This is a genomic window from Massilia antarctica (assembly GCF_015689335.1).
GTDB classification, from domain to species: Bacteria; Pseudomonadota; Gammaproteobacteria; order Burkholderiales; family Burkholderiaceae_D; genus Telluria_A; species Telluria_A antarctica.
This window is the reverse complement of the sequence record NZ_CP065053.1, coordinates 4,395,485-4,417,458: the sequence shown is the minus strand read 5'-3', so window position 1 is coordinate 4,417,458 and position 21,974 is coordinate 4,395,485. Positions and strand designations below refer to the sequence as shown.

Genomic DNA, 21,974 nt, shown 5'->3' with positions numbered 1-21,974 from the left:
CCTCCCTTGAGGCTTGTACGACGCCTGCCCGCTCGGGCCAGCGGTCCTATTGCATTCTCGATAAAGGGCAGGCATCCTACAACCCTTAACAATAGGAGACGCCGAGAAAGTCTCAGTGTACGGCGTGTTTTACTTCATTAGCAAGCGCGAGGTTTCGGCTGACATCCTCGATACGCCAGCAACCCTCCCCGCTTCGTGCGACACTGGCGGACTTTGGTGTCATCGCGCGACGGGAATAAATCGATGTGGAATGGCGTACTGTGCGGCCTGCTGGCCGGCGCGATGTGGGGCATGGTGTTCATCGTGCCGGAATTGCTGGCGGCGTTTTCGCCGGTCGAACTGGCCGTGGGGCGCTATATTGCCTACGGCGCCATCGCCACCGGGCTGATGCTGCCGCGACTGCGCGGCCTGTTGGGCCGGCTCGACCGCAGCGACTGTGGCGCGCTGGTGCGCCACGCGCTGGCCGGCAATATCGTCTATTACATGCTGCTGGCGCTTGGTGTCAAACTGGCTGGCGTGGCGCCGACCTCGCTCATCATCGGCCTGCTGCCGATCACCGTCACCCTGCTCGGGCGCAAGGATCATGGCGCCGTTCCCCTGTCGCAACTGGCGCTGCCATTGCTGGTGGTCGCCGCCGGCATCGCCTGTATTAATATCGATGTGTTCCTGCACGCGCGCGCCAGCGGGGCGTCGCCCGGCGCGACCTTGCTGGGCGTGCTGTGCGCCTTCGGTGCGCTGCTGTGCTGGAGTTGGTACGCCCTCGACAATGCGCGCTTCCTCAAGCGCAACGCGCATTTCAGCAGCGCCGAGTGGTCGGCGCTGTACGGCATGGCCAGCGGCCTGATCGCACTGGCGGTCGGTGCGCTCGCCTTCGCCATCTGGCATGGCGACGTCACCGGCGCCGCCGGCGTGGCGAGCGGACGCAACTGGACCGCGTTCTGGATCACCAACACCCTGCTCGCCCTCGGCGCCTCAGTGATCGGCAACCACCTGTGGAATATCGCCAGCCGGAGAGTGCCGGTCACCCTGTCGGGCCAGTTGATCCTGTTCGAAACCCTGTTCGCGCTGCTGTATGGCTTTGTGTATCACCGCCAATTCCCCAGGGTGCTGGAAATGGCGGCGATTGGCTTGCTGGTGGCTGGTGTGGTGTGGGCGGTGAGGATGCACGCGGTACAGCCGGTGGCCGAGCAGGCCGTGGCGCATGGCTGACCGCGCGCTGCCTTAACGGCGTTGCTGGCTATGCTGCTGCACCGACATGCCGAGCTGGCTCAATTCTTCCTTGCCCAGCATCGGCAACTGCGCCAGCAGGTGCGACAAGGTCGAACTGCCGCTCAGTTCCAGCTCGGACGACTGCACCAGCACCGTCCCCGCCCCCGTAAAGTCGACCTGTTTTTCCTCGCCCGACAAGGTAAAGCCCGTCAGCGCGCCCACGGTCGAGACAAATCCCTTGACGTGCTCGTAATCGTAGCGATACGACGGACTCGGGCAATCGGCCCAGCCCAGCACGGCCTGCTCGTCCACCCGGCACGGCAGTTCCAAAAAGTGCACCGGTCCGTTCGAGGACGCGATCACCTTGCCGGTCCCGAGCAGGGTCAGGTAGCCCGGCAGGGTCGATTCCTGGCAAATCACATTCTTGGAAAAGCCCAGCAAATTCTTGGCGCGGATGGTCATATTGGCCGCGTCCAGGTCGTAACAAGCAAGGTCGTTGCCGTTGTCACCCAAAATCAGCTGGCCCTGGCCCTGCGCCACCACGAAATTGTGGATGTATTTCGGCGCATTGAAAGCGCGGCGCGCCAGCATGTCGATGACGCTGCTGCCCATGGCCTCGAAGCTCAGGTTGCCGTAAAAGGCGATCATCTTGCCCTTGCGGATGAAGATCTGGTCAGTCACGTCGACCACGAAGGCGAACCGGTTCAGGTTATCGTTCTTGGGCAAGTTCGCTGGATTGTAGATTGTCATGATTTACCTCTCGCTCGCTTGGATATAGACCGTGCCCTGGCCGCTGAATTTGACTTGATACGACTCGCCCGATGCCTGGCCGACGAAAGTCTTCCAGTTCAGGTCGGTGACGATGGCGGAGCTCAACTGCCCGGTGTGGCCGATATAGGCTTGCGGATCGACGAAGACCGGCACATCCGGGGTGACCGGCAAGCCGATGGCGTTGCCGTCGGACAGAATCGCCACCTCGCCCGTGCCCTGGAAGGTGCTGGTAAACAAACCCTGGCCGGATACCGCCCCGCGCACGATGCCCTGCAAGCCGCCCTGGTTACCGAGGAACATGGTGCCTGCGGTCAGGCGCGCATCGAAGGCGAGCACATTGTCGCTTTCCACGTACAAGGTATCGCCGCGCACCGGGATGATGGTGACGAACAGGCCGTCGTAGGCGTAGTAGACCGAACCGCTGCCCTTGGCCAGCATCAGGGAATAGCCCTCGTTGGTGGCGGCGCGCATGGCCAGGGTCTGCACGCCCTGTCCCGCCAGAAAGGAGCGGCTGAACGCGACCTCGCCCTGGTACGAAATCATCGCCCCCTTCTTGGCAAAGACTTCTTCATTATTGAGTTTGACCTCAATCATTTTTTCATTGATTTGCTGATACGCCGGCATGGCATTCTCCAGATAATTCGATTGTTCAAGAGCGCGTGCGCGCTGCCCTGTCAGCGTTCCGCGGGCTGGATGAAGACCACGCCCTGGCCGGTGAACTTGTGCTGGTAGGACTCGCCCGACGACTGGCCGACCATGGTGCGCCAGTTCACGTCGAACACGAATTCCTGGGTGATATTGCCCTTGTAGCCGACGAAGGCGTCCGGATCGACGCGCAGCGGGTTGGCGGGTGTCACTTCCAGCATGATCAGGTTGCCGCGCGAGATGACGGCGATGTTGCCCTGCCCCTCGACCGTGGTGCTGAACAAGCCCTGGCCCGAAGCGGCGCCGCGCAGGCCGGCAAAACTGGTGCCGGTCTTGAGCGAGGTATCGTAAGCCAGCAGGCTGCTGCTTTCGATGATCATCTTTTCGCCAGCCAGCGGGATCACGGTGATTTCGGCCGCATCCTGGGCGAAAAACACGGTGCCGGTGCCCGAGGTTTGCATCAGCTGCATGCCCTCGTTGGTCACCTTGCGCTTGAGGGCGCCAAAAATGCCCTCGCCGCCGAGGATGGATTTTTCGAACTTGATGGTGCCCGTGTAGGCGACCATGGAACCGGCGATGGCAAGCACCTTCTCGTTTTGAAGGGTCACTTCCAGCAGGCGATCGGAATTATTACGGAAACGGGTCACGGCTTGCTCCTGACAAAAGCGGTCGCGGCGCGGCCGCCGGCAACCAGAACGTCCCATTCTGGTTGTGTCAGGCAAGCGTGTCAAGACAGCAATGCATCCTCCGCCACCGTGTGGCGGTCCGCAGCCTGCGCCGCGGCGACGGCTCAGTCGTAGCGCGAACGCGAGCGGTGCAAAATACCGGAATCGCTGCTATCGCGCGCATCCTTGATGCGGAAATCGGAGGCTGGGCTGGTGCCCGAACGCTCGTCATCGTTCTTGTGGCGCTGCTCGCGCTCGCGCTCGATTTCGCGTTCGATGCGCGAGGCTGGCTGGGGATCGGGTTTGGTGGTTTTCATGTCAGACGCTCCGGCGCGCGGTGCAGCGCATAAACATGGCGATGGCGATGCGGGCATGGCGTGAAACGGTCAACTGCGCGGTTTTCATGATGTCTTTCGGTGAGAACAGTTACTGCATGCACCGAGTATGCGCACCCGGACTTGCGGCGTATGTTCGACTCTTAACATAAATCATCAAAATCGCACCCCTCCCGATGCTAATAAGGCTGTCCGGCCAGGCCCAGCCGGATTTGCCAGACGGCGCCCGCGCCCGTCATGTACAAGGTCTTGCCGTCCGCACCGCCAAAAGCCGCGTTGGTGATGTTGGCGTCGACCCTGACCACGGCCAGCGCCTTGCCGGCCGGCGAAAACACCCGCAGGCGCTGCGCCGTGTGTTCGGTCACGTAAATATTGCCCTGGCAATCGACCGTCATCCCATCCGGCACGGCCAGCCCCGTGACCAGGTCGCGTCCCTTGCCCGGCACCCCGCGCACGATGGGGTAGGCGCGCAGCACGCCGTGCTCGCCGCCGCCATTCACATACAGGATATCGCCCGCCGGCGATAACGCCACCCCGTTCGGATTGGCGATGGCGCGTTCGACCACCGTCACCTTGCCGCCGGGCGCCACCCGGTAAACATAGGTGCCATCCTGCCCGCCCGGGGCGGCGTCGCGCTGGAAGGCGGGATCGGTGAAGTAAATCGTGCCGTCGGCGGCAATGGCAAGGTCGTTTGGCGAATTGAAGACCTTGCCGTTGTAAATGCCTGCGACCAGGGTGCGCTTGCCGCCGGGGAGCGCGAAGCGCGATACGCCCTTGTATTTGTGGGTGCCGGCCACGATGTTGCCGCGCGCATCGACCGCCAGGCCGTTGCTGCCGCTGTCGGCGATCGCGGTGCTGACCTTGCCGTCCGGCCCCAGCCGCTGGATCCGCGACGGAAAACCGGGGCCGAAGGTGAAATCGGAAAAATACAGGGAGTCGCCGATCCACACCGGGCCTTCGTACAGTCCCGCTTCGGCGTGGATCGGCGCCGTACCGGCCACCCTCGCCGCGCTCAAGGTGCCGGCGGGGGCAACACCGGCACATTGGGCTGCCGCCGCGCCTTGCGTGACGGTCCAGCCGAGCGGCACGGCCAGGGCCAGGCGCAGGACCAGGCGCAAAACCGGGCGCAAAACCAGGCGCGCCGGGGAATGCAGTGTCAGGGTCGGCAGCATCGAACTCTTTCGTAAATGTTAGCGCTATCAATACGCGGATTGTAGCAGTGTTCCGCCAGCGCTTTCGTGCGCGCGGGCCGGCCTGGCGCGACTCGCCTATACTCCAGGCATCGCCCCGGCGCACCGTGCGCAGCGGCATCTGATCAGCGAGGAATCATGGAACGTGAACACCCGGCCGGCAGCGCGCCGCGCTTGTCGCAGGAGCACCTGGAGCAATTGCAGCAAGCCAAGCGCTTGCTCGAACATCCCGGCTACGTGGCCCGCATCACCGACGTGATCGGCATGCCGCTCGAAGCGGCGGTCAAGGCCCTGCCCGCCGCGTGGACCAGCAAGATTGCCGCCGTCACCAACGCCTCGCTGACCAAATGCCTGAACGTGGCCAATGCCACCTTGCGCCCGTCCGGCACCTCGTCTTTCCCCAAGTTGCATAGCGCGGCGGTGGCGCTGAGCGGCGCCGCCGGTGGCGCCTTCGGCATCGCCGGCCTGGCGCTCGAGCTGCCGGTGTCCACGGTCGTGATGCTGCGCTCGATCGCCGACATCGGCCGCGCGCAAGGCGAAAACCTGGCCTCGGGCGAAGCGCAGCTGGCTTGCCTGATGGTGTTTTCACTGGGCGGCAAGACGGCTGCCGACGATGCATCGGACTCGGGCTACTACGCGGCGCGCGTCGCGCTGGCGCAGGCCATGTCCGAGGCGACGGTCTATCTCGCCAAACACAGCCTGGCCAACGAAAGCGCACCGGCGCTGGTGCGCCTGATCGCCCAGATCGCCACCCGCTTCAATGTCCACGTGTCGCAGAAGGCGGCGGCGATGATGGTGCCGATCATCGGCGCGGCCGGCGGCGCGCTGGTCAACACCTTGTTCATCAACCATTTCCAGGACATGGCGCGCGGCCATTTCACGGTGCGCCGGCTGGAGCGTCTGTACGGCCCGGATTCGGTCAGCGCCGCTTACCTGCAACTGGAAGGCTGAGCGAGGCGCAGCCGCGAAGGTGCCCGCACTGTTGACTGGCGCACAGACCAGTCACGAACGCAAAAGGCACAGTACGTCCACGACAGCCACTCATCAACCTGCCGCAGGAACAACATGCCTTACGACCGCACCGCCATGCCGAACCGCATTTCCACCTATACCGAGCCGCGCACGCCAGGCTGGGGCAGCATCGCCCTGGTCGCCGCCGCCGGCCTGGCCGCGGCGGCCGTGTATGTGCAGGCGAGAAAGCGCGAGGCCGAGCTGGCCAATCCCGCGCAGGGCCAGGTCATCGAGGTCGATGGCGTGCGCCTGCACTATCTTGAGCAAGGCGATGGACCACCGCTGGTACTGCTGCACGGGAATGGCTTGCATGCGGACGACTTCGCCGTCAGCGGCTTGCTCGACAAGGCCGCCGGATCGCATCGCGTGATCGCGTTCGACCGTCCCGGATACGGGCACAGCGAGCGGCCCGGCGACACCAGCTGGACCCCGGAAGCGCAGGCGCGCCTGCTTTACAAGGCCTTGCGCATGCTGGGGGTGGAACGGCCGGTGATAGTCGGGCATTCGTGGGGAACCCTGGTCGCCCTGGCGCTGGCGCTCGATTATCCGCGCTATGTGCGCGGGATTACCCTGGTGTCGGGCTACTACTATCCGACCGTCCGTCTCGATGCGCCGCTGGCGGCGGCGCCCGCGCTGCCGCTGCTGGGACAGGTGCTGAGAAATACCCTGGCGCCGCTGCTCGGCCGCCTGCTGTGGCCCGCGCTGGCGCGCCGCATGTTCGGCCCGGCCGCGGTGCCGGAGCGCTTCAGCGAGTTTCCGGAATGGATGTCATTACGGCCGGCACAGCTGGGCGCCAGCGCCGCCGAGAGCGGCATGATGACGGCCGCGGCCGCGCGCCTGTCGCAACGCTACGCCGAACTGCGCCTGCCGATTGCCGTGCTGGCCGGCTGGGAAGACCGGGTCGTCAGCGCCGAAAGCCATGCGGTGAGATTCCATCAACAAGTTCCACACAGCGACTTGCAGCTTGAAGAAGGCTGCGGGCACATGCTGCACTACGCTCGTCCCGACCTCATCATGGCAGCGGTTGCCAGGCTCGAGGTGGGGGCACGCGCGGGCATGGCGCACATTCCCGCATGGGCCCAGCACGACACCGGCGCCACCTTGCATTGAGGCGATGCCGCATTGATCCGTTTTTTTTCACTACCACAAGGAGATTTACCATGACCCAATCGAAATCGGAAGGTACGCAGAACAAGCAGTCCGGCAGCCCGGAAACCGAAGCGGACGTGAATTCGGCGGCCGGCAAGAAGGATGACAAAAGCAGCCACGATGAAAAGAGCCGTGTAAAAGCGGGCAAGGATGAAGGTGCGGGTGGTGGGGCGAAGCAGAAGCAACAGCACTAACCGCCAACCCGTCGTTTCCGCCAGTGGCGGAAACGACGGCACTCATCCGCGCTTTTGCGGGGTGTTTTTCGCAAGCGTCTTGCGCAGCAGCGCCGCCAGTTCAACCGGCACGAACTTGGCAATATACGCATCCGCCCCCACGCCATTGACGTGATTCTCGTTCGCCGCGCCCGACAGCGATGAGTGAATGATCACCGGAATCGTCGAAAACCGGCTGTCCTGCTTGATATTGCGCGTGAGCGTAAACCCATCCATCTCCGGCATTTCCAGGTCGCTCAGCACCAGGGCCACCTTGTCGCGCGCCGTCTTGCCCTCTTTCTTGGCCTCGATATCGATCGCTTCAAGCTTGTCCCACGCCTGCTTGCCGGAATTGGTCATCACGTACTTCGCACCCATCGCCTGCAGCGCGTTTTCGATCAGCGCGCGCGCGATCACCGAGTCGTCCGCCGCCAGAATCACCTGTCCCTCGGGCAGGTTGAGCGGGGCGCCGATCGTATCGACATCCACGTCAGGCTCGTCGTTGCTGTGCAGCTGGCGCAGGATCGATTCCACATCCAGCACCTGGGCCAAACGGGTATTGGGCACGTCGCCATCGACCTTGGCAATGCTGGTGACGAGCGCACCGCTGGCCGTCTTATCGGCTGGCAGCACCGAGGTCCATTCCAGACGGACGATCTCTTCCACCGCTTCGACCGCGAACGCTTGCGTGGTACGGGCGAACTCGGTGATCAACAGCAGCTTGAGGCCCGCCGTCGGGATGCAGCCCACCACTGCGGGGAGATTGATGACAGGAATAATCTGCTCGCGCAGATTGACCACGCCCAGCATGTGCGGATGGGAATCGGCGATCGGCGTGACGTGCGGCATCGCGACGATTTCGCGAATCTTGAACACGTTGATCGCATATAACTCCGAGTGCTGGCCTTCGGCATCGCCACCCAAGCGGAACAGGAGCAATTCCAGCTTGTTGAGGCTGGTCAGATTGCTTCTTTCGTCGATATCCAGTTGAACGTTATTCATCGTTTCCTTTTCCCTGCGCCCGGCCCCGAAGGCGGGCGGCGGTAACTGTGTCAGCGCGTCGGGCCGACGCGAACCTGGCGTTCTGATGCATCGGCGGGCTTGGGCCGACAGGCGGATCCGGGCGATCCCGGGGGATGGGGGATCGGGTAAGAGGTAAAAACCAAGCGGAGGCGGAAGACATCCGCGGGCCAGTCCAATCGATTATACGTGTAAATATTCCCCCGGCATCATCGCGATGCACCTGAAAGCGCCCGGTTTGTTGCGCCGTTCGCACGTTTAATGTCATAAAGCACTAAATTTCTTACGGTGCTACACGTTGTTGCACGAGCCTTGACCCGCTCGTCCCATCGTGACGACGCGCCATGCGGGCGCGCCGCTGATCGGCAGCGACGGCTGCAACCCGGGCGCGATGTGCGTGCCGGGATTTCACTCTCGCACGAGCTGGGCTTTCGCGTGGTGGCCGAGGGCATCGAAACCGATGAGGTGCGGCAGTTGCTGCGCGACCAGGGGTGCGACGAGGGGCAAGGCTACCTGTTCGCCCGGCCGCTGCGCCGGAAGACCTGTTCGCGTGGTGCGCCCGCGAGCCAGCCGGCCAGGCCGCCGCGCGCGCTCCCTGGCAGCCTATTGGCCCGTCGACGCCTTCGCCGGTAAGTCATACTGCAACCTGACCACCCGCCCGCTGCGGTCTTCGATCAGGAAAATCGCCCCGTCGCGCGCCTGCTTGACGTCAACCGGCGCTCCCGCCGACTGGTTCGGCTTGGCGGTCCAGTCGCTGATCAGTTCAATCATCTTGCCCAGCGGCGCGCCCTGCGCATCGGGCAGGAAGGCCACCAGGCGGTGGCCGTTCTCGCGGTAGCCGTGAAATCCCATGATCAGGCTATGCTTGTATTCCGGCGGGAACATGTCGCCCGTGTAAAAGGTCATGCCGAGCGGCGCGGAATGGGCCGGCAGCAGGCGCACCGGCGCCCGGTATTTGGTGCACTTGGCGGCAGGATACTCCGGACTGGCCACATTATTGTCGTAGCAATAAGGCCAGCCGTAGTTGCCCTTGGCCTCGATCAGGTTCAACTCATCGTGCGGCAGATCGTTATCGTTCTTCAAGGTCTTCATCGCCACATGGATCGCGTCGCGCGAATTTTCGCCCTGCCACAAGGCATGCGTGACCGGATGGATCGCCAGCGCCATCGAATTGCGCAAGCCAGTGGCATGCACTTCCCAACTCTTGACGGTGCCGGCAGGCCATTGCATCTGGTACTTGCGCAGCGCGCCCAAGGCATTCGCCCCGCTCGCTTCGGCGCACGGTTTGGCCGGGTCCGGCGCCTTGCCCTTTTTGCCTTCGCAATGGTCGCTGCCCGAACCGACATTGACGTACAGGTCGCCCTTGGAGTCGAAGCGCAAGGCGGTCAGCGGGTGGCGCCCGATGCCGGGCAGCGCCTCCACGCCGGAATTGCCGCCGATGACATCCCTGGTGGTGCCGTCCGGATCGCGCGGATCGAAGCGGAACACACGCTTGATGGCGCCCACGTACACCAGCCCGTCCGGCCCCAGCACGATGCCGTTCGGGCGGTCGACGTCCTTCATCAACAGCGTTTTCTGATACCCGGACGGGCCAGGATGCAAGGTCCAGACGCTGCCCTGGTTCGGCTCCCAGCCGCCCAGGTCGACCACCAGCACGTCGCCGTTGTCCAGCGGCTGGACCCCGCGCGCGAACTTGAAACCGCCGGAGACGATGCCTGCGCAAAAGCCCGGCGGCGTGGCGACATTCAGGCGCGGTGCAGCGCCGCATTGGTCCGCCGCGGCGGCGCCGAAGGCCATCAGTGACAGCGCGGCGCCCAGCGCCGGGCGATGAAGATTGCGGGAATGAATAGGCATCATGCGGCATCCAGTCGAAAAGGTGGGGGAATTATAAAGTATTGAATGAATGCAGCATTTCCAGTGCGGATGTCTGAGTGTTCACTCTATTATTGATCGGCCAATTTTGATGTACGTCAATTTTTTTGCGCTGACTGTATGCGATTCTGCATACCTCCGGACGCATGCTGCGTCGCAACAAATGACAGGCGCCAAATGTCGTCCGGAACTTGCCTGTCCAGATAGCCGGACACCGATGCACTTTTTTGGACGACCCTACATGAACAATAATTTACAAGCCCACTTGATTGGCGGCGGTATCGGCTCCCTGGCGGCAGCCGCCTTTATGCTTCGCGACGGCAATGTTCCAGGCGCGAACATCCGCATCTACGAAGCTTCCCCCCTGCTCGGCGGCAGCCTGGACGGCGCGGGAACGCCCGACCAGGGCTATTCGCTGCGCGGCGGGCGCATGCTCACCTTCGACAATTACGAGTGCACCTGGGACCTGTTCAAGTCGATTCCCTCGCTCACCAATGAAAACAAAACCGTGTTCGACGAAACCGTCGACTTCAACGAACTGCACAAATCGCACTCGCAGGCCCGCCTGGTCGACCGCCGCCGCGCCAAGGTGCCGGTGACGTCGATGGGTTTTTCGATGCATGACCGCGCCCAGTTGCTCAAGCTGAGCCTGGCCGACGAGGATACCCTGGGCGCCGACACCATCAGCGACTGGCTCGATCCTTCCTTTTTCGAGACCGAGTTCTGGTACATGTGGGCCACCACGTTTGCCTTCCAGCCGTGGCACAGCGCGGTCGAATTCAAGCGCTACCTGCACCGCTTCATGCTGGAGTTCTCGCGCATTGAAACCCTGGCCGGCGTGCGCCGCACCGTGTACAACCAGTACGATTCGCTGGTACTGCCCTTGCAGGAGTGGCTGCAAAAGCAAGGCGTGCAATTCATCCTCGACTGCAAGGTGACCGATATCGGCCACACAACCGTCGACGGCAAGTTCGTCGTCACCGGTTTTGACTGCCTGCGCGCCGGCAACAACGAGCATGTGGACGTGGCCGCGGGCGACCTGGTGTTCTTCCAGAACGGCTCGATGACCGATGCGTCGAGCCTGGGCAGCATGACCACCGCCCCCGTCAAGCTGGACAAGACCGACAGCCATGGCTGGACCTTGTGGGAAAAACTGGCGGCCGCGCAGCCCGGTTTCGGCAATCCGGCGGCATTCAACAGCAGCATCGCCGAGTCATACTGGGAATCGTTCACCGTGACCTTGCAGGATGCGGCCTTCTTCGACAAGATGCAGCAGTTCAGCGGCAATGAAGCCGGCGCCGGCGGGCTGGTCACGTTCAAGGATTCGAACTGGTTCATGTCGATCGTGCTGGCTCACCAGCCGCACTTTGCCGGCCAGCCGGAAGGGGTGAAGGTATTCTGGGGTTATGCGCTGTCGCCTGACCGGATCGGCAATTTCGTCGCCAAACCGATGTCGGATTGCACCGGCGAAGAAATCCTGCGCGAGCTGTGCGGCCATTTGCGCTTCGACCTCGATGCGGTGGAAACGGCCAATTGCATCCCTTGCCGCATGCCTTATATCACCAGCATGTTCATGCCGCGTTTGCACAGCGACCGTCCGCTGCCGGTGCCGAAGGAATCGAAAAACCTGGCCTTCATCAGCCAGTTTGTCGAGATTGCCGATGATGTGGTGTTCACGGTCGAGTATTCGGTGCGGGCCGCGCAGATGGCGGTGTACGAACTGCTCGATATCAAGCGCGAAGTACCGCCGATCAAACAGCACGATCACGCACTGAGCACCCAGTTCGAAGCCTTGTTCAAGGCCTTGAAGTAAACTAAGCGTCCCGGCGTACGCGCCGGGGATGCGCTACATCGCCGGGCGAACCATTCGGCCCGGCGCTTTTCCATGTCCGCGCAGTCCAGCCAGGATAATGACCGGCGCCACCTTGGCGTACCGCACGCAATGCCGGCAACGGCCCCTCCTCAGTCAACGATGAACAGCTACGCTCCACCGCACGTGCAGGATCGATGCGCCTCGGCGTGATCGGCCACTTGGTAACTGCTGCCCGGCGTGAGAATGAATTTGCGGCCATCGGCCAGCTCGCTTTCCAGTTCACCCTCAAGGCATAGCAGGATATGACCCTTGCTGCACCAATGATCGGCCAGATAACCGGCGCTGTATTCGACCATGCGCACGCGGATGGCGCCGAACTGGCGCGTCTGCCAGTACGCCATGCCGGTTTCGCCCGGGTGTTCGGTGCGTTCCACGCCGGACCAGTCGGTAATGCCAAAGGGAATATCGGAAATGTGCATGCGCCTGCCTTGTTCAATGCCGTCATTGGAAAACGGACGCTGTTGTTTGGCGTCCGTCACGGCATAAAATAGCATGCGCGCAGAAAATGCGCCGGCCGGCCTCCGATGGGCGGGCGAATGAAGATGGCGGCGCGGGCGGTGATGTGCCGTCCGCGCCGCCAGGAAAACGTTAAGCGTTGCTCCAGGCGGTAGCGTGCATCTGCTCGAAACCGATCTTGCCGGCACGGTAGCAGGTACCGGCGCAATTTTCCAGGCCTGCACGGTCGACGATGGCGACGGTGCCGCGCCGATACTGGATCAGGCCGTCGGCTTGCAGCTTGCGCGCCGTCATGGTGATGGTTTCGCGGCGCACGCCGAGCATGGTGGCCATGGTGTCTTGCGTGACCTTGATTTCGGCCGACAGCGAACGGTCGAGGCGGTCGAGCAGCCAGCGGCACAGCTTCTGCTCGATGGTGCAGTGGCGGCCGCCGACAACGTTCTGGGCCAGCTGGGCGAACATGGCAAAGGTGTAGCGCATCAGCAGCTGGGCCATGGCGCCGCCGGAGGCAACCAGTTCGCGCAGCACGCTGCTCTTGAGGCGGTAAGCGTAACCGGCGGTCTGCACCACGGCGCTGCAGGTGGCGCGCTCGGCTTCGTACATCGCCACACCCAGCACGCCTTCGCGGCCGACCACGCCGATTTCGGTGGTGGCGCCGTCTTCCATGACATACATCAGCGAAACGATGGCGTTGGTCGGGAAGTAAGCGTAGTCGAATTTGCTGCCGAAGTCGTACAGGTGCTTCCCCGCCGTCATGGGAACCAGTTCCAGGTGCGGGAACAGGGCTTCCAGGTCGGTGCGCGACAAGGCACGCAGCAACTCGTTCTGCTGTGCGCCTGCAACACTGATCATCGGCTTCGCCGCCGGCTTGGCGGCGCCCAGGGTGATGGCGCGAATGGCGTTGGTGGCGCTGCTGTTCGAATCGATATTGTGCGTGCGGTACATGGTATGCCTCTGTCGTGTTGGGTTCAACTCATCAATGGCTCTACTGTAAAGCTTGGTAACAAAACCAACCATCGGACCACTGGATGGCAAACTGTAGGCATAAACAATGACGCTTTGTCATCTAACTCCTACGCGAGCGAAGGGTCTCCCGCAGCCCCTGCCGGCGCGGGGATGCGCCCCGGTCCCGTTTCAAGCACCCTGCGGTACTCCAGCATGCGCGCGCCCAGCGCGACCAGGTCAAGTTTGCTCTTGCGCAGGCGCGGGAACATCTTTTCCTCTTCCTCGCGCGCGTGCCGTGTCACCTGGTCCCACAGCACTTTGACCGTGGCGTCGAACAATTCGTTCTCCGGCTCCATCTGGCGTATGCGTTCCATCAGTTCGAGCGCGCTGGCGTGCTCGACGATGGCCTCGGCAATCAGGTCAGCCTCCTTGAGCGCGGTCTTCGCGGCCGGGTAAAAAATATCCTGTTCGAGCAGCGCGTGAACGCTCAAGGCCGCGCAGATGTCCTCGGAGATGCGTTTCTTGCTATCCTTCGAGCGCGCGCTCAGGCCGCGGAACTGCTCGAACAAGGCGGTCACCTCCTCGTGTTCGATAATCAATATGTCAACCGCATCGTCTTGCATGCTTTCGATTTCCATGTTCGCCCCCGAGACTATTGGTATAGTTCTCAAAGAATACCAAAAGTTTAAGTCAACGCCGAGCGGAATCCGCCACCTGTGCATTCAGCGTGGTGTAGTCGACAATGCCGAATGATAGACTCGCCTCGTCTTGCCGCACGAAATGGGCGCGGCAGCCAGCCAACGAAAGCCGCGACCCGATGAAACCGACCTGCGCCCTCACCTTGCTGGTCCTGACCCTCGCCTGCGGGAACGCCTGCCCCCAGGGCGCGCCGGTTTTCCTGCCGCCGGCCGCATCCGGCACGGCGCTTACGCTCACACCGGGCCGCGCCGACTGGACCTATCCCCTCGGCGCGCCGGCCAAGGTGCGCGTAAGCGTCGCGCTCGATCCCTACCCGGCGGCCGGCGTCACCCTGCGCTACCGCCTGGGTCCCGAGATGTTCGAAGGCCCCGAGCGCACGGCCGTGGTGCCGGCCGAGGGGCTGGTGCTGCCGGTCCCGGCGCCGCCCACGCCCGCCTTCATGCGCCTGATCGCCAGCGCCGACGTGGCCGGCCAGAGCCTGACCGCCATGGCCACGCTCGGCTTCGCGCCGGACAAGATCGTGCCGACCCAGGCCAATCCGGCCGATTTCGACGCCTTCTGGACCCGCCAGAAAGCGGCGCTGGCGCAAGTGCCGCCCGAATACCGCCTCACACCGGCGCCGGAACTGTCGAACGACAAGATCGAGGTGTCCTACCTCAGTTTCCGCAACGTCGGCGGCAGCGGGGTCACCAGCCGCTTTTATGGCGTGCTGGCGCTACCGCGCGGCGCCGGCCCTTTTCCCGCCGTGCTGGAGCTGCCGGGCTCGGGCATCATGGCGCAGACCGGAGCCCGTGCCCTGGCCGAAAAAGGGGCGATGACACTGCAGGTGGGCATCCACGGCATTCCGCTCAACCTGGCGCCCGAGGTCTACGAGTCGCTGGCGGGCGGTGCGCTGTTCGGTTACAGCCGGATCAACCTGGACGACCGCGAAAACTATTATTTCCGGCGCGTGAACCTGGGCGTGCTGCGCGCTGCCGATTACCTGGCCACCCATCCCAAGTGGAACAGGCAGCAGTTGCTGGCCATGGGCGGCAGCCAGGGTGGCATGTTGAGCATCATGGTTGCGGCACTGGAGCCGCGCGTGACTGCCCTCGTGGCCGACAATCCAGGCTTGAGCGACGTCACCGGCTACCTGAGCGGGCGCGCCGGCGGCTGGCCCGGGCTGTTCCGGCCGGGGCCCGACGGCGCGCCCACCGACGCACCGGTCGCGCCCAAGGCCGCGACGACCGCGTACTACGACACCGTGAACTTCGCGCGGCGCCTGCGCGTGCCGGGGTTTTACTTCTGGGGTTATAACGATGTCATCACCCCGCCCACCTCGACCTTTGCGGCCTACAACGTGATCACCGCCCCCAAACAGCTGACCATCGCCCCGGCGCAAGGCCACGACATGTCGCCCGAGCAGCTGGACATGGTGCAGCAGTGGGTGCTGCGTCAACTGGGGCTGGCTAAGTAGCGGCGAGCCGCGCGCAGGCTTGCGCCAGGCGCTGTTCCGGCGTGCCTTGCACGAGCGTGAAAGGCAGGCCGCGCCGGGTCAGCTCGGCCACATACCAGGCATGCTGGCGCTGGCGAAAGCCCTCGTCCCGGCGCGTGCCATCCTGCACGAATGCAAAGTCGGGCGCGCACAGCAAGGTAGAGTCGTACGGCTGCGCGGCCAGTTCGCGCAGGGCGGGGTCGGCGTGGCCGAACATCGCATCGCTGTAGAACAGGGTGGTCAGCGGGGACGTATCGCACACCAGCCAGCGCGTGGCGTGCGGCAGCAGCGCCTGTTCGCGGGCGAGCTGGGTACGGCCGATCGCCAGCATGTCGGCGAACACCAGCGCGCCATCCTTCTCGATCCACAGTTCGCGGCCGAACTCCGGCGCCCAGACGCTGTTCAACTCCAGTGCCAGGGCTGCGGCCAGGGTGGTTTTGCCGCTCGACTCGCCGCCGAGCAGGCACACCTTGCGCACGAAACTGGCGTACACCAGCGGATGCATCAACGCGCGCATGGCGTGCGGATCCGCGCGGATCGCCGTGCCGGACACCGCTACCTGCGCACGCGCGCGGTCCACACACACGTGCTTGACGGCGGCGCCGGGCCCGCGCCGCGCGGCGAAATACGCGCTCAAGGCGCGCGCGAAACCGTCGCCGTAATCCTCGCTGGTGAACACGGCATCGACCGTCACGCCGAGCACGTCGAGGCACAGCCAGCCGCAAAAGTCGCGCTGCTGCGCGTCGGGCGCGTCGTTATGGGGCACGCGCACCTGCGGGTACAGCGCCCGCAGCCACGCCTCGCGCAGCGCCCTGCCGCAGCCGGCGAACTCCGGCTTGGTGTAGCTGATGACGATGACTTCATCGCAGGCGGCCAGCGCGCTATCGATCACCAGCATGTGGCCGCGGTGCAGTGGACAGAACTTGCCGACCACGAGGCCGCGGCGCCACTGCCTGGCTGCGGCGTTCATGCGCCCTGGCGCGCCAGCCGGCGCCACCACAGCCACGACACGATCGCGTTGACCCAGTAGCAGGCGTACAGGAACGCGGTCAGGTACAGGCCGCGGCTGGCGTACAGCGGCACCGCGACCGTGTTCACCAGAATCCAGAACGCCCAGTTTTCGACTTTGCGCTGCATCAGCAGCAGTTGTGCCACGACGCTGAACACCAGCACGGCGGAATCGATGAATGGTGCGTACGCGTTGGTGTAGTGATGCAGCAGCGCGCCGTAGGCAGCGGTCGCCGCCACGCCGGCCGGAACGATCCAGGCCACTGCGCCGATCTTCGCGTGGCTGATCGGCAGCTCGCTGCCCGCCCGGCCGCGGCGCCACTGCACCCATCCCGCCACGCTCGATACGACGAAAAAGCCTTGCAGCGCCACGTCGGCATACAGATTCGACTGGTAGAACAGCACGCCGAACAGGGCGCAGCCGACGATGCCGGTCCACCATGTGTGCACGTTGTTGCGCCCGGCCAGCAGGATGGCGGCGGTGGCCCCCGCGTTGGCCGCGATTTCAAGGGCGCCGATCACGCCATGGTCTCGCGATTCGCTTCATGAAAACGGTCGAACAGGCGGCAAGCCATGTCGTCGATCTCCGCGCGCATGGTGATTTGCTCAAGCCAGCGTGCCGGAATAGCGTCCACGCCGTACCAGGCGCCGGCGATCTGGCCGGTGATGGCGGCCGTGGTGTCGGCGTCGTCGCCCAGGTTGGTCGCACGCAGCACGGCCGCTTCGTAGCTGTCGGTATGAAAGAAGCACCACAGCGCCGCTTCCAGCGAATCGACGGCGTAGCCGGTGCCCTGGATCTGGCCGTCGGCCTTGTCGAGAAACGCGCCGCTTGCTATCGCCGCCAGTTTCGGCTCGGTCGGCATGAAGCCGGCGCTGGCCAGCAGCGCGCTTTTTTGCTGGCCGTCGAGCGCCGCGCTCAAGATCCCCGCAAACAGCTGGCAGGCCTGCACCGCTTCCGGTGCGCCACGCGTGGTGCGCGAGCTGTCGGCGGCATGCTGGAGCACGCGCGCGCGGTCCGGATAGGCAAACAGTACCGCCGGCACGAGCCGCATCAGCGAGCCGTTGCCGGCGCTGCGCGGGTTGGTCGAACCGCTGAACGGATTGCCGGTGACGGCATAGCGCGACAGGGCATCCTGCACCGTCATGCCGATGTCGAAACAGGCGCCGGTCGAACTGAGGTAGCCCCGCTGCCACCAATTGCGGTAGCGGTTGATCTGGTCAGCCGCATCGAAGACGCCCTTGACCAGGAAGCTCTCGGCCAGGCACAGCGCCATCGAGGTGTCGTCGGTCCACTGGCCCGCCTTGAGCCTGAAAGGGCCGCCGCCACTCATGTCGGTCACCGGAGCGAACGAGCCGCGCGGAGAAAACTCCACGGTGGTGCCGACGGCGTCGCCGCAGGCCAGCCCCAGCAAGCTGCCGCGATAACGGTCGCGCGTGCCGGTCATGACGGCTCCTCGCTCAGCGACAGGAACGAGTCGAGAATGTGGAAGTGGTCCTCGAAGAACTGGTCTTCCATGCCCGCCAGCTCCACAATGGGAATCCAGGCGGCGTGCGAGGCGTCGTCCGACGCTTCCACCGGCGGCAGGTTCTCGGTTTGCAGGTCGAAGAAGTGGGCGTGGGTGATGGTGCGGCCACGCTGGCTGCGGTCGGGATGGTCGAACACCTTGACGTCGACCAGCATGCCTTCGAGCGTGGAGCCGAGCAGCGCCAGCTTGGTTTCCTCGGCCAGCTCGCGAATGGCGGCGTGCAGCAGGCGCTCGCGCTGTTCGACAAAGCCGCCGGGCACGGCCCACTGCCCTTTTCCCGGATAGCCGCCGCGCCGGATCAGCAGCACATTGCCGCCGCTGACCACCACCGCGTCGGCGGTGGTGAAGATGGGCGCGTACGGCGCGCTTTTCCAGGCCGTTTTGTAGGCCACGATGCGGCGGTGCTCTTCCACCAACGCGCCGTAGTGCGGCAGCAGCGCCCAGGCTTTCAGGTACTGGCGCACCGCGCGCGGCACCATGTCGTCCAACACGCTGAGCGAAATCTCCAGGTCTTCGGCCTCGAAGAATACGCGCCGCACGCAGGTGGCGTCGACGGCCCGTTCCGATTCGACGACGATGTTTTCCCATTTCGGGAAATGATTCAGGTAATAGCTCGATGCATCCTTGAAGTGCCCCACCAGGGCCACGTGCACCGCGTCCGGCGCGCTTTGCGCGACCGCCTTGCGCACCGCCGCCGCCCACAGGGTGTCGTCGTAGTAGTCGCGCACCGCGACAAAACTGACCCGTGCGCGCTCTTCCTCGCTCAGGGTGGCGCCGATCATCGCGGCGCGCTCTTCCCAGGTGAATGGATTTTTCGCGTTGCGGGCCTGGAACGAGGAGCCCAGCACTAGCACCACGTGCGGAGCGCTGACCAGGGCGCGCTGCAGCAGCACGACGTGCCCGCGGTGGAAAGGCTGGAAGCGGCCGATCAGAACGGCGACGTCGCTTGAATTTTCGTTGATTTGTGCGTTCATGGTGATCAATAGTGAGCGGCAATCGGCAATTGACGGCCGCTGCCAAAGGCGCGCGAACGCACCCGGATAATCGGAGGCGCCTGGCGCCGCTTGTATTCGTTACGCGCAACCATGCGGTGGATGCGTTCGACCAGCGCCGCGCCATCGGCCCCGGCCAGCAGATCGGCGACGAAGCGCTCGGCGAGCGCCGCTTCGGCGACAGGCAGGCGACGCCCTTCGATGTGCCATTTCAGGATTTCGTCGAGCACCTCGTACGCGGGCAGGCTGTCGGTATCCTGCTGGCCCGGCGCCAGTTCGGCAGATGGCGGCTTGGTCAGTACCGCCGCAGGAATCAGCTCGCGCCCGGCGCGTTCGTTGACGTGGCGCGACAGGGCGTAGACTTCGGTTTTATACAGGTCGCCGATCAGGCCAAGGCCGCCGTTGGTGTCGCCATACAGGGTGCAGTAGCCGACCGAGATTTCGCTCTTGTTGCCGGTGGTGAGCAGCAAGGTGCCGGATTGGTTCGAATACGCCATCAGGATCGTGCCGCGCACGCGCGCCTGCAGGTTTTCCAGCGGCAGACCTTGCAGCGGGCGATCGAACGCGCCCTCGAAACCGGTGCTGTACTGCTTCACCAGATCGAGTATCGGGTGCGTGTACAGGGTGATGCCCAGGTTGTCGCACAGCGCGACCGAATCGCTGACCGAACCTTCGCTCGAAAACGCCGACGGCATGGTCACCGCGATCACATTCTCCGGACCCAGCGCGTCGACCGCCAGCGCCAGGGTCAAAGCCGAATCGATGCCGCCCGAAGAACCGACAACGACTTTGCTAAAGCCGCAGCGGCGCGCATAGTCCTGCAAGCCGAGCACGATCTGGCGACGCGTGAATTCGGCCACCGGCAAGCCATCGGCGCCGGGCGCGGCGAGCGCGAAGCCATCGGCCGCGCTGAAGCGGCCTTGCGCGAAGCCGATGACCTGGAAATCCTCGCTGAAGCGTTGCGCCTCGAAGGCGATGCCCTGCGACGGCGAGACGGCAAACGAAGCGCCGTCGTACACCAGCTGGTCCTGGCCGCCGACCTGGTTCACGTACAGGATCGGCAGTTCGTTATGGACCGAGGCGGTGCCAAACAGCTTGTGGCGCAGTTCGCGCTTGCCGATATCGGACGGGCTGGCGTTGATGCTCACCACCAGATCGGGCCGCGCCTCGCGCAACGCCGTGAACGGGTTGACCTTGTAGTCGCGCCCTTCGTTGTTCCAGCCATCTTCGCAGATCAAAAAACCGATGCGGTGCGCGCCGACCTGCAATACACAGGCGCCTTCCGGACCCGGTTCGAAGTGGCGGCGGTCGTCGAACACGCCATAGGTCGGCAGCAGCTGCTTGTAGTATTCGGCGACGATGACGCCATCGCGGATCGCCAGCAAGGCGTTGAACAGGGGTTTGCCGGGGCCGTCGTTGGCGCGCACGGCGCCCACCACCGAGACCAGTCCGGGCAAGCCGCGCGAGGCTTCCAGCAAGCGCTCCAGGCCCGCCTGCATGCGGGCGAGGAAGGCCGCTTCTTCCAGCAGGTCGCCCGGATAGTAGCCGCACAGGGCCAGTTCGGTGAACACGGCCAGGTCGGCGCCCTGCCCGGCGGCGCGGCGCATGGCCGCGATGATGGCGCTACTGTTGCCGTCGATATCGCCGACGGTCGGATTCAATTGGGCGATGGCGATTTTCAGCATCGGATTCTTTCGGTTCTCACTGAGCGGGGTGATTGAACACCTGGCGCAGATACGCCAGGAAGGTCTCGTCCTTGCACAAGGTCTTGCCTTTCGAGTCGGACAGCTTGGCCACCGGCTGGCCGTTGCACGATATCAGCTTCATCACGATATTGAGCGGGGTGAGGCCGACATCGTTCGACAGATTGGTGCCGATGCCGAAACCGGTCATGGTGCGGTCGGCAAAGTGGCGGTACAGCGAAAACGCGGTTGGCAGATCGAGGCCGTCGGAAAACACCAGACGGCGCGTGTGGGCGTCGAGGCGCAGTTTGGCGTAGTGCGCCAGCGCCTTTTCGCCCCACTCCACCGGATCGCCCGAATCGTGGCGCAAGCCGTCGAACAGCTTGGCGAAATACAGGTCGAAGTCGCCCAGGAACGCATCCATGCCCACCACGTCGGTCAGCGCGGTACCCAGGTCGCCCCGGTATTCCTGCACCCAGTCTTCCAGAGCGGCCTTCTGGAAGTCGCGCAGGCGCACGCCGAAGGACTGGAAGCTTTGCAGGTATTCGTGGGCCATGGTCCCGATCGGCACCAGCTTGTACTTCATGGCGAAGTATACATTCGAGGTGCCCTTGAAGTACGCCGGTACTTCGCGCGCCAGGGTGGCGACGACTTCCTCGTGCCAGGCGCCGGAAAAACGGCGGCGCACACCGAAGTCGAAAAACTCGAACGGGTGACGCCTGGCCGGCTCGCTGGCCAGCTCGCGCAGCAGGGCGATCTTGGCCTGCAGGCGCTTGCGCCCCTCGGCCAGCGCGGCGGCCTGGTCGAAACGGCGGAAATACAGCTCGTTGACGATGTACAGGACGTAGATTTCAAAGCCCATCACGTGCACCTGCGGCCCGGTGGCGCGGATGCGCAGCTCGTCACCATCGGTTTCCACGCTCAGGAAGTGGCGCTGGAAGCGGAACACGGTCAGGAAATCGGCGAAGTCGCTCTTGATGAAGCGCAGGCCGCGCAGGTAGGCTACTTCCTCGGCCGTGAACGAGAGCGAACACAGATGATCGAGTTCGCGTTCCACGTCGGCCTTCAGTTCCGCCAGCGGGTAAGCGGGCTGGTTGCGGCAGGTGAAGGCATATTCGGCCTGGGCGGCCGGGTGGCGGTGCAACAGGGCCTGCCACATGGTGAACTTATACAGGTCGGTTTCGAGCAGGCTGTGGACAATCGGGGTCATATGGTTCGCGTAAGAACGCGTCAGAAAGAG

General features: G+C 64.1%; 23 protein-coding genes. 7 read left to right on the top strand and 16 right to left on the bottom strand.

Features of this window, described 5'->3' with window-relative positions; translation table 11 throughout:
• Nucleotides 1-243: 243 nt before the first annotated feature.
• Nucleotides 244-1,209, top strand: a complete 966-nt coding sequence (locus IV454_RS19775; RefSeq protein ID WP_206092750.1) for a DMT family transporter — start codon at nucleotides 244-246, stop codon at nucleotides 1,207-1,209.
• 12 nt (nucleotides 1,210-1,221) lie between these two features.
• Here IV454_RS19775 and IV454_RS19770 read toward each other — a convergent pair whose 3' ends face one another.
• The 5 genes from IV454_RS19770 to IV454_RS19750 form a co-directional block, all read right to left on the bottom strand.
• Nucleotides 1,222-1,959, bottom strand: a complete 738-nt coding sequence (locus tag IV454_RS19770) for an AIM24 family protein (protein ID WP_054267412.1) — start codon at nucleotides 1,957-1,959, stop codon at nucleotides 1,222-1,224.
• A 3-nt stretch (nucleotides 1,960-1,962) separates the two neighbouring features.
• Nucleotides 1,963-2,604 carry an AIM24 family protein gene (locus IV454_RS19765; protein WP_206087473.1) on the bottom strand — a complete coding sequence of 214 codons (642 nt, stop codon included), beginning with the start codon at nucleotides 2,602-2,604 and terminating at the stop codon, nucleotides 1,963-1,965.
• 50 nt (nucleotides 2,605-2,654) lie between these two features.
• Entirely contained in the window at nucleotides 2,655-3,272 is a 618-nt protein-coding gene (locus IV454_RS19760) for an AIM24 family protein (protein WP_206087472.1), read from the bottom strand.
• 143 nt (nucleotides 3,273-3,415) lie between these two features.
• A complete protein-coding gene (locus tag IV454_RS19755; protein ID WP_206087471.1) occupies nucleotides 3,416-3,607 on the bottom strand; it encodes a hypothetical protein in 192 nt (63 codons plus the stop codon).
• Between the two features lie 197 nt (nucleotides 3,608-3,804).
• Nucleotides 3,805-4,797 (bottom strand): SMP-30/gluconolactonase/LRE family protein, encoded by a 993-nt coding sequence (locus IV454_RS19750; RefSeq protein ID WP_206087470.1) that lies wholly within the window; start codon nucleotides 4,795-4,797, stop codon nucleotides 3,805-3,807.
• A 156-nt stretch (nucleotides 4,798-4,953) separates the two neighbouring features.
• Between IV454_RS19750 and IV454_RS19745 the strand changes: the two genes are divergently transcribed.
• The 3 genes from IV454_RS19745 to IV454_RS19735 all read left to right on the top strand — a co-directional run bounded on the left by IV454_RS19745 (nucleotide 4,954) and on the right by IV454_RS19735 (nucleotide 7,169).
• Nucleotides 4,954-5,766, top strand: a complete 813-nt coding sequence (locus tag IV454_RS19745; RefSeq protein WP_206087469.1) for an EcsC family protein — start codon at nucleotides 4,954-4,956, stop codon at nucleotides 5,764-5,766.
• A gap of 114 nt (nucleotides 5,767-5,880) precedes the next feature.
• Nucleotides 5,881-6,936 (top strand): alpha/beta fold hydrolase, encoded by a 1,056-nt coding sequence (locus tag IV454_RS19740; protein WP_229521730.1) that lies wholly within the window; start codon nucleotides 5,881-5,883, stop codon nucleotides 6,934-6,936.
• 50 nt (nucleotides 6,937-6,986) lie between these two features.
• A complete protein-coding gene (locus IV454_RS19735) occupies nucleotides 6,987-7,169 on the top strand; it encodes a hypothetical protein (protein ID WP_206087468.1) in 183 nt (60 codons plus the stop codon).
• Nucleotides 7,170-7,211: 42 nt separating this feature from the next.
• Here IV454_RS19735 and IV454_RS19730 read toward each other — a convergent pair whose 3' ends face one another.
• Nucleotides 7,212-8,189, bottom strand: coding sequence for a chemotaxis protein (locus IV454_RS19730; RefSeq protein ID WP_054267405.1), 978 nt, complete (start codon nucleotides 8,187-8,189; stop codon nucleotides 7,212-7,214).
• Between the two features lie 306 nt (nucleotides 8,190-8,495).
• On the opposite strand from IV454_RS19730, the gene IV454_RS32930 reads away from it, so the two are divergent.
• Nucleotides 8,496-8,840: an EAL domain-containing protein gene (locus tag IV454_RS32930; RefSeq protein ID WP_206087467.1), complete on the top strand. Its 345-nt coding sequence runs from the start codon at nucleotides 8,496-8,498 to the stop codon at nucleotides 8,838-8,840.
• Here IV454_RS32930 and IV454_RS19720 read toward each other — a convergent pair.
• Entirely contained in the window at nucleotides 8,811-10,061 is a 1,251-nt protein-coding gene (locus IV454_RS19720; RefSeq protein ID WP_229521728.1) for a PQQ-dependent sugar dehydrogenase, read from the bottom strand. The genes IV454_RS32930 and IV454_RS19720 overlap by 30 nt on opposite strands.
• A 259-nt stretch (nucleotides 10,062-10,320) precedes the next feature.
• Between IV454_RS19720 and IV454_RS19715 the strand changes: the two genes are divergently transcribed.
• Nucleotides 10,321-11,892 carry an oleate hydratase gene (locus IV454_RS19715; protein WP_206087466.1) on the top strand — a complete coding sequence of 524 codons (1,572 nt, stop codon included), beginning with the start codon at nucleotides 10,321-10,323 and terminating at the stop codon, nucleotides 11,890-11,892.
• A 167-nt stretch (nucleotides 11,893-12,059) separates the two neighbouring features.
• Here IV454_RS19715 and IV454_RS19710 read toward each other — a convergent pair whose 3' ends face one another.
• From IV454_RS19710 to IV454_RS19700, 3 genes are all read right to left on the bottom strand, one after another.
• Complete coding sequence (locus IV454_RS19710) at nucleotides 12,060-12,371, bottom strand: DHCW motif cupin fold protein (RefSeq protein WP_206087465.1); 312 nt, start codon at nucleotides 12,369-12,371, stop codon at nucleotides 12,060-12,062.
• A 169-nt stretch (nucleotides 12,372-12,540) separates the two neighbouring features.
• On the bottom strand, nucleotides 12,541-13,353 hold the full coding sequence (locus IV454_RS19705; protein ID WP_206087464.1) for a Crp/Fnr family transcriptional regulator: 813 nt from the start codon (nucleotides 13,351-13,353) through the stop codon (nucleotides 12,541-12,543).
• A 128-nt stretch (nucleotides 13,354-13,481) separates the two neighbouring features.
• Nucleotides 13,482-13,991 (bottom strand): hemerythrin domain-containing protein, encoded by a 510-nt coding sequence (locus tag IV454_RS19700; RefSeq protein WP_206087463.1) that lies wholly within the window; start codon nucleotides 13,989-13,991, stop codon nucleotides 13,482-13,484.
• A gap of 179 nt (nucleotides 13,992-14,170) precedes the next feature.
• Between IV454_RS19700 and IV454_RS19695 the strand changes: the two genes are divergently transcribed.
• Nucleotides 14,171-15,508: an acetylxylan esterase gene (locus IV454_RS19695; protein WP_206087462.1), complete on the top strand. Its 1,338-nt coding sequence runs from the start codon at nucleotides 14,171-14,173 to the stop codon at nucleotides 15,506-15,508.
• Here IV454_RS19695 and IV454_RS19690 read toward each other — a convergent pair.
• From IV454_RS19690 to pncB, 6 genes are read right to left on the bottom strand one after another with little or no spacing between them, the layout of a single operon-like run.
• Nucleotides 15,501-16,496, bottom strand: coding sequence for an AAA family ATPase (locus tag IV454_RS19690; protein WP_206087461.1), 996 nt, complete (start codon nucleotides 16,494-16,496; stop codon nucleotides 15,501-15,503). The two genes, IV454_RS19695 and IV454_RS19690, sit on opposite strands and share 8 nt — an antisense overlap.
• Nucleotides 16,493-17,056: a nicotinamide riboside transporter PnuC gene (gene pnuC / locus IV454_RS19685; protein WP_206087460.1), complete on the bottom strand. Its 564-nt coding sequence runs from the start codon at nucleotides 17,054-17,056 to the stop codon at nucleotides 16,493-16,495. Before pnuC ends, IV454_RS19690 begins: the two co-directional genes overlap by 4 nt.
• Nucleotides 17,053-17,979 (bottom strand): ADP-ribosylglycohydrolase family protein, encoded by a 927-nt coding sequence (locus tag IV454_RS19680; protein ID WP_206087459.1) that lies wholly within the window; start codon nucleotides 17,977-17,979, stop codon nucleotides 17,053-17,055. Before IV454_RS19680 ends, pnuC begins: the two co-directional genes overlap by 4 nt.
• The gene (locus IV454_RS19675; protein WP_206087458.1) at nucleotides 17,976-19,034 is read right to left on the bottom strand and encodes a bifunctional nicotinamide-nucleotide adenylyltransferase/Nudix hydroxylase; all 1,059 of its coding nucleotides are present in this window, start codon (nucleotides 19,032-19,034) and stop codon (nucleotides 17,976-17,978) included. Before IV454_RS19675 ends, IV454_RS19680 begins: the two co-directional genes overlap by 4 nt.
• Before the next feature lie 5 nt (nucleotides 19,035-19,039).
• Nucleotides 19,040-20,737: an NAD+ synthase gene (locus tag IV454_RS19670; RefSeq protein ID WP_206087457.1), complete on the bottom strand. Its 1,698-nt coding sequence runs from the start codon at nucleotides 20,735-20,737 to the stop codon at nucleotides 19,040-19,042.
• Nucleotides 20,738-20,753: 16 nt separating this feature from the next.
• Entirely contained in the window at nucleotides 20,754-21,944 is a 1,191-nt protein-coding gene (gene pncB / locus IV454_RS19665; protein WP_206087456.1) for a nicotinate phosphoribosyltransferase, read from the bottom strand.
• Nucleotides 21,945-21,974 lie beyond the last annotated feature (30 nt).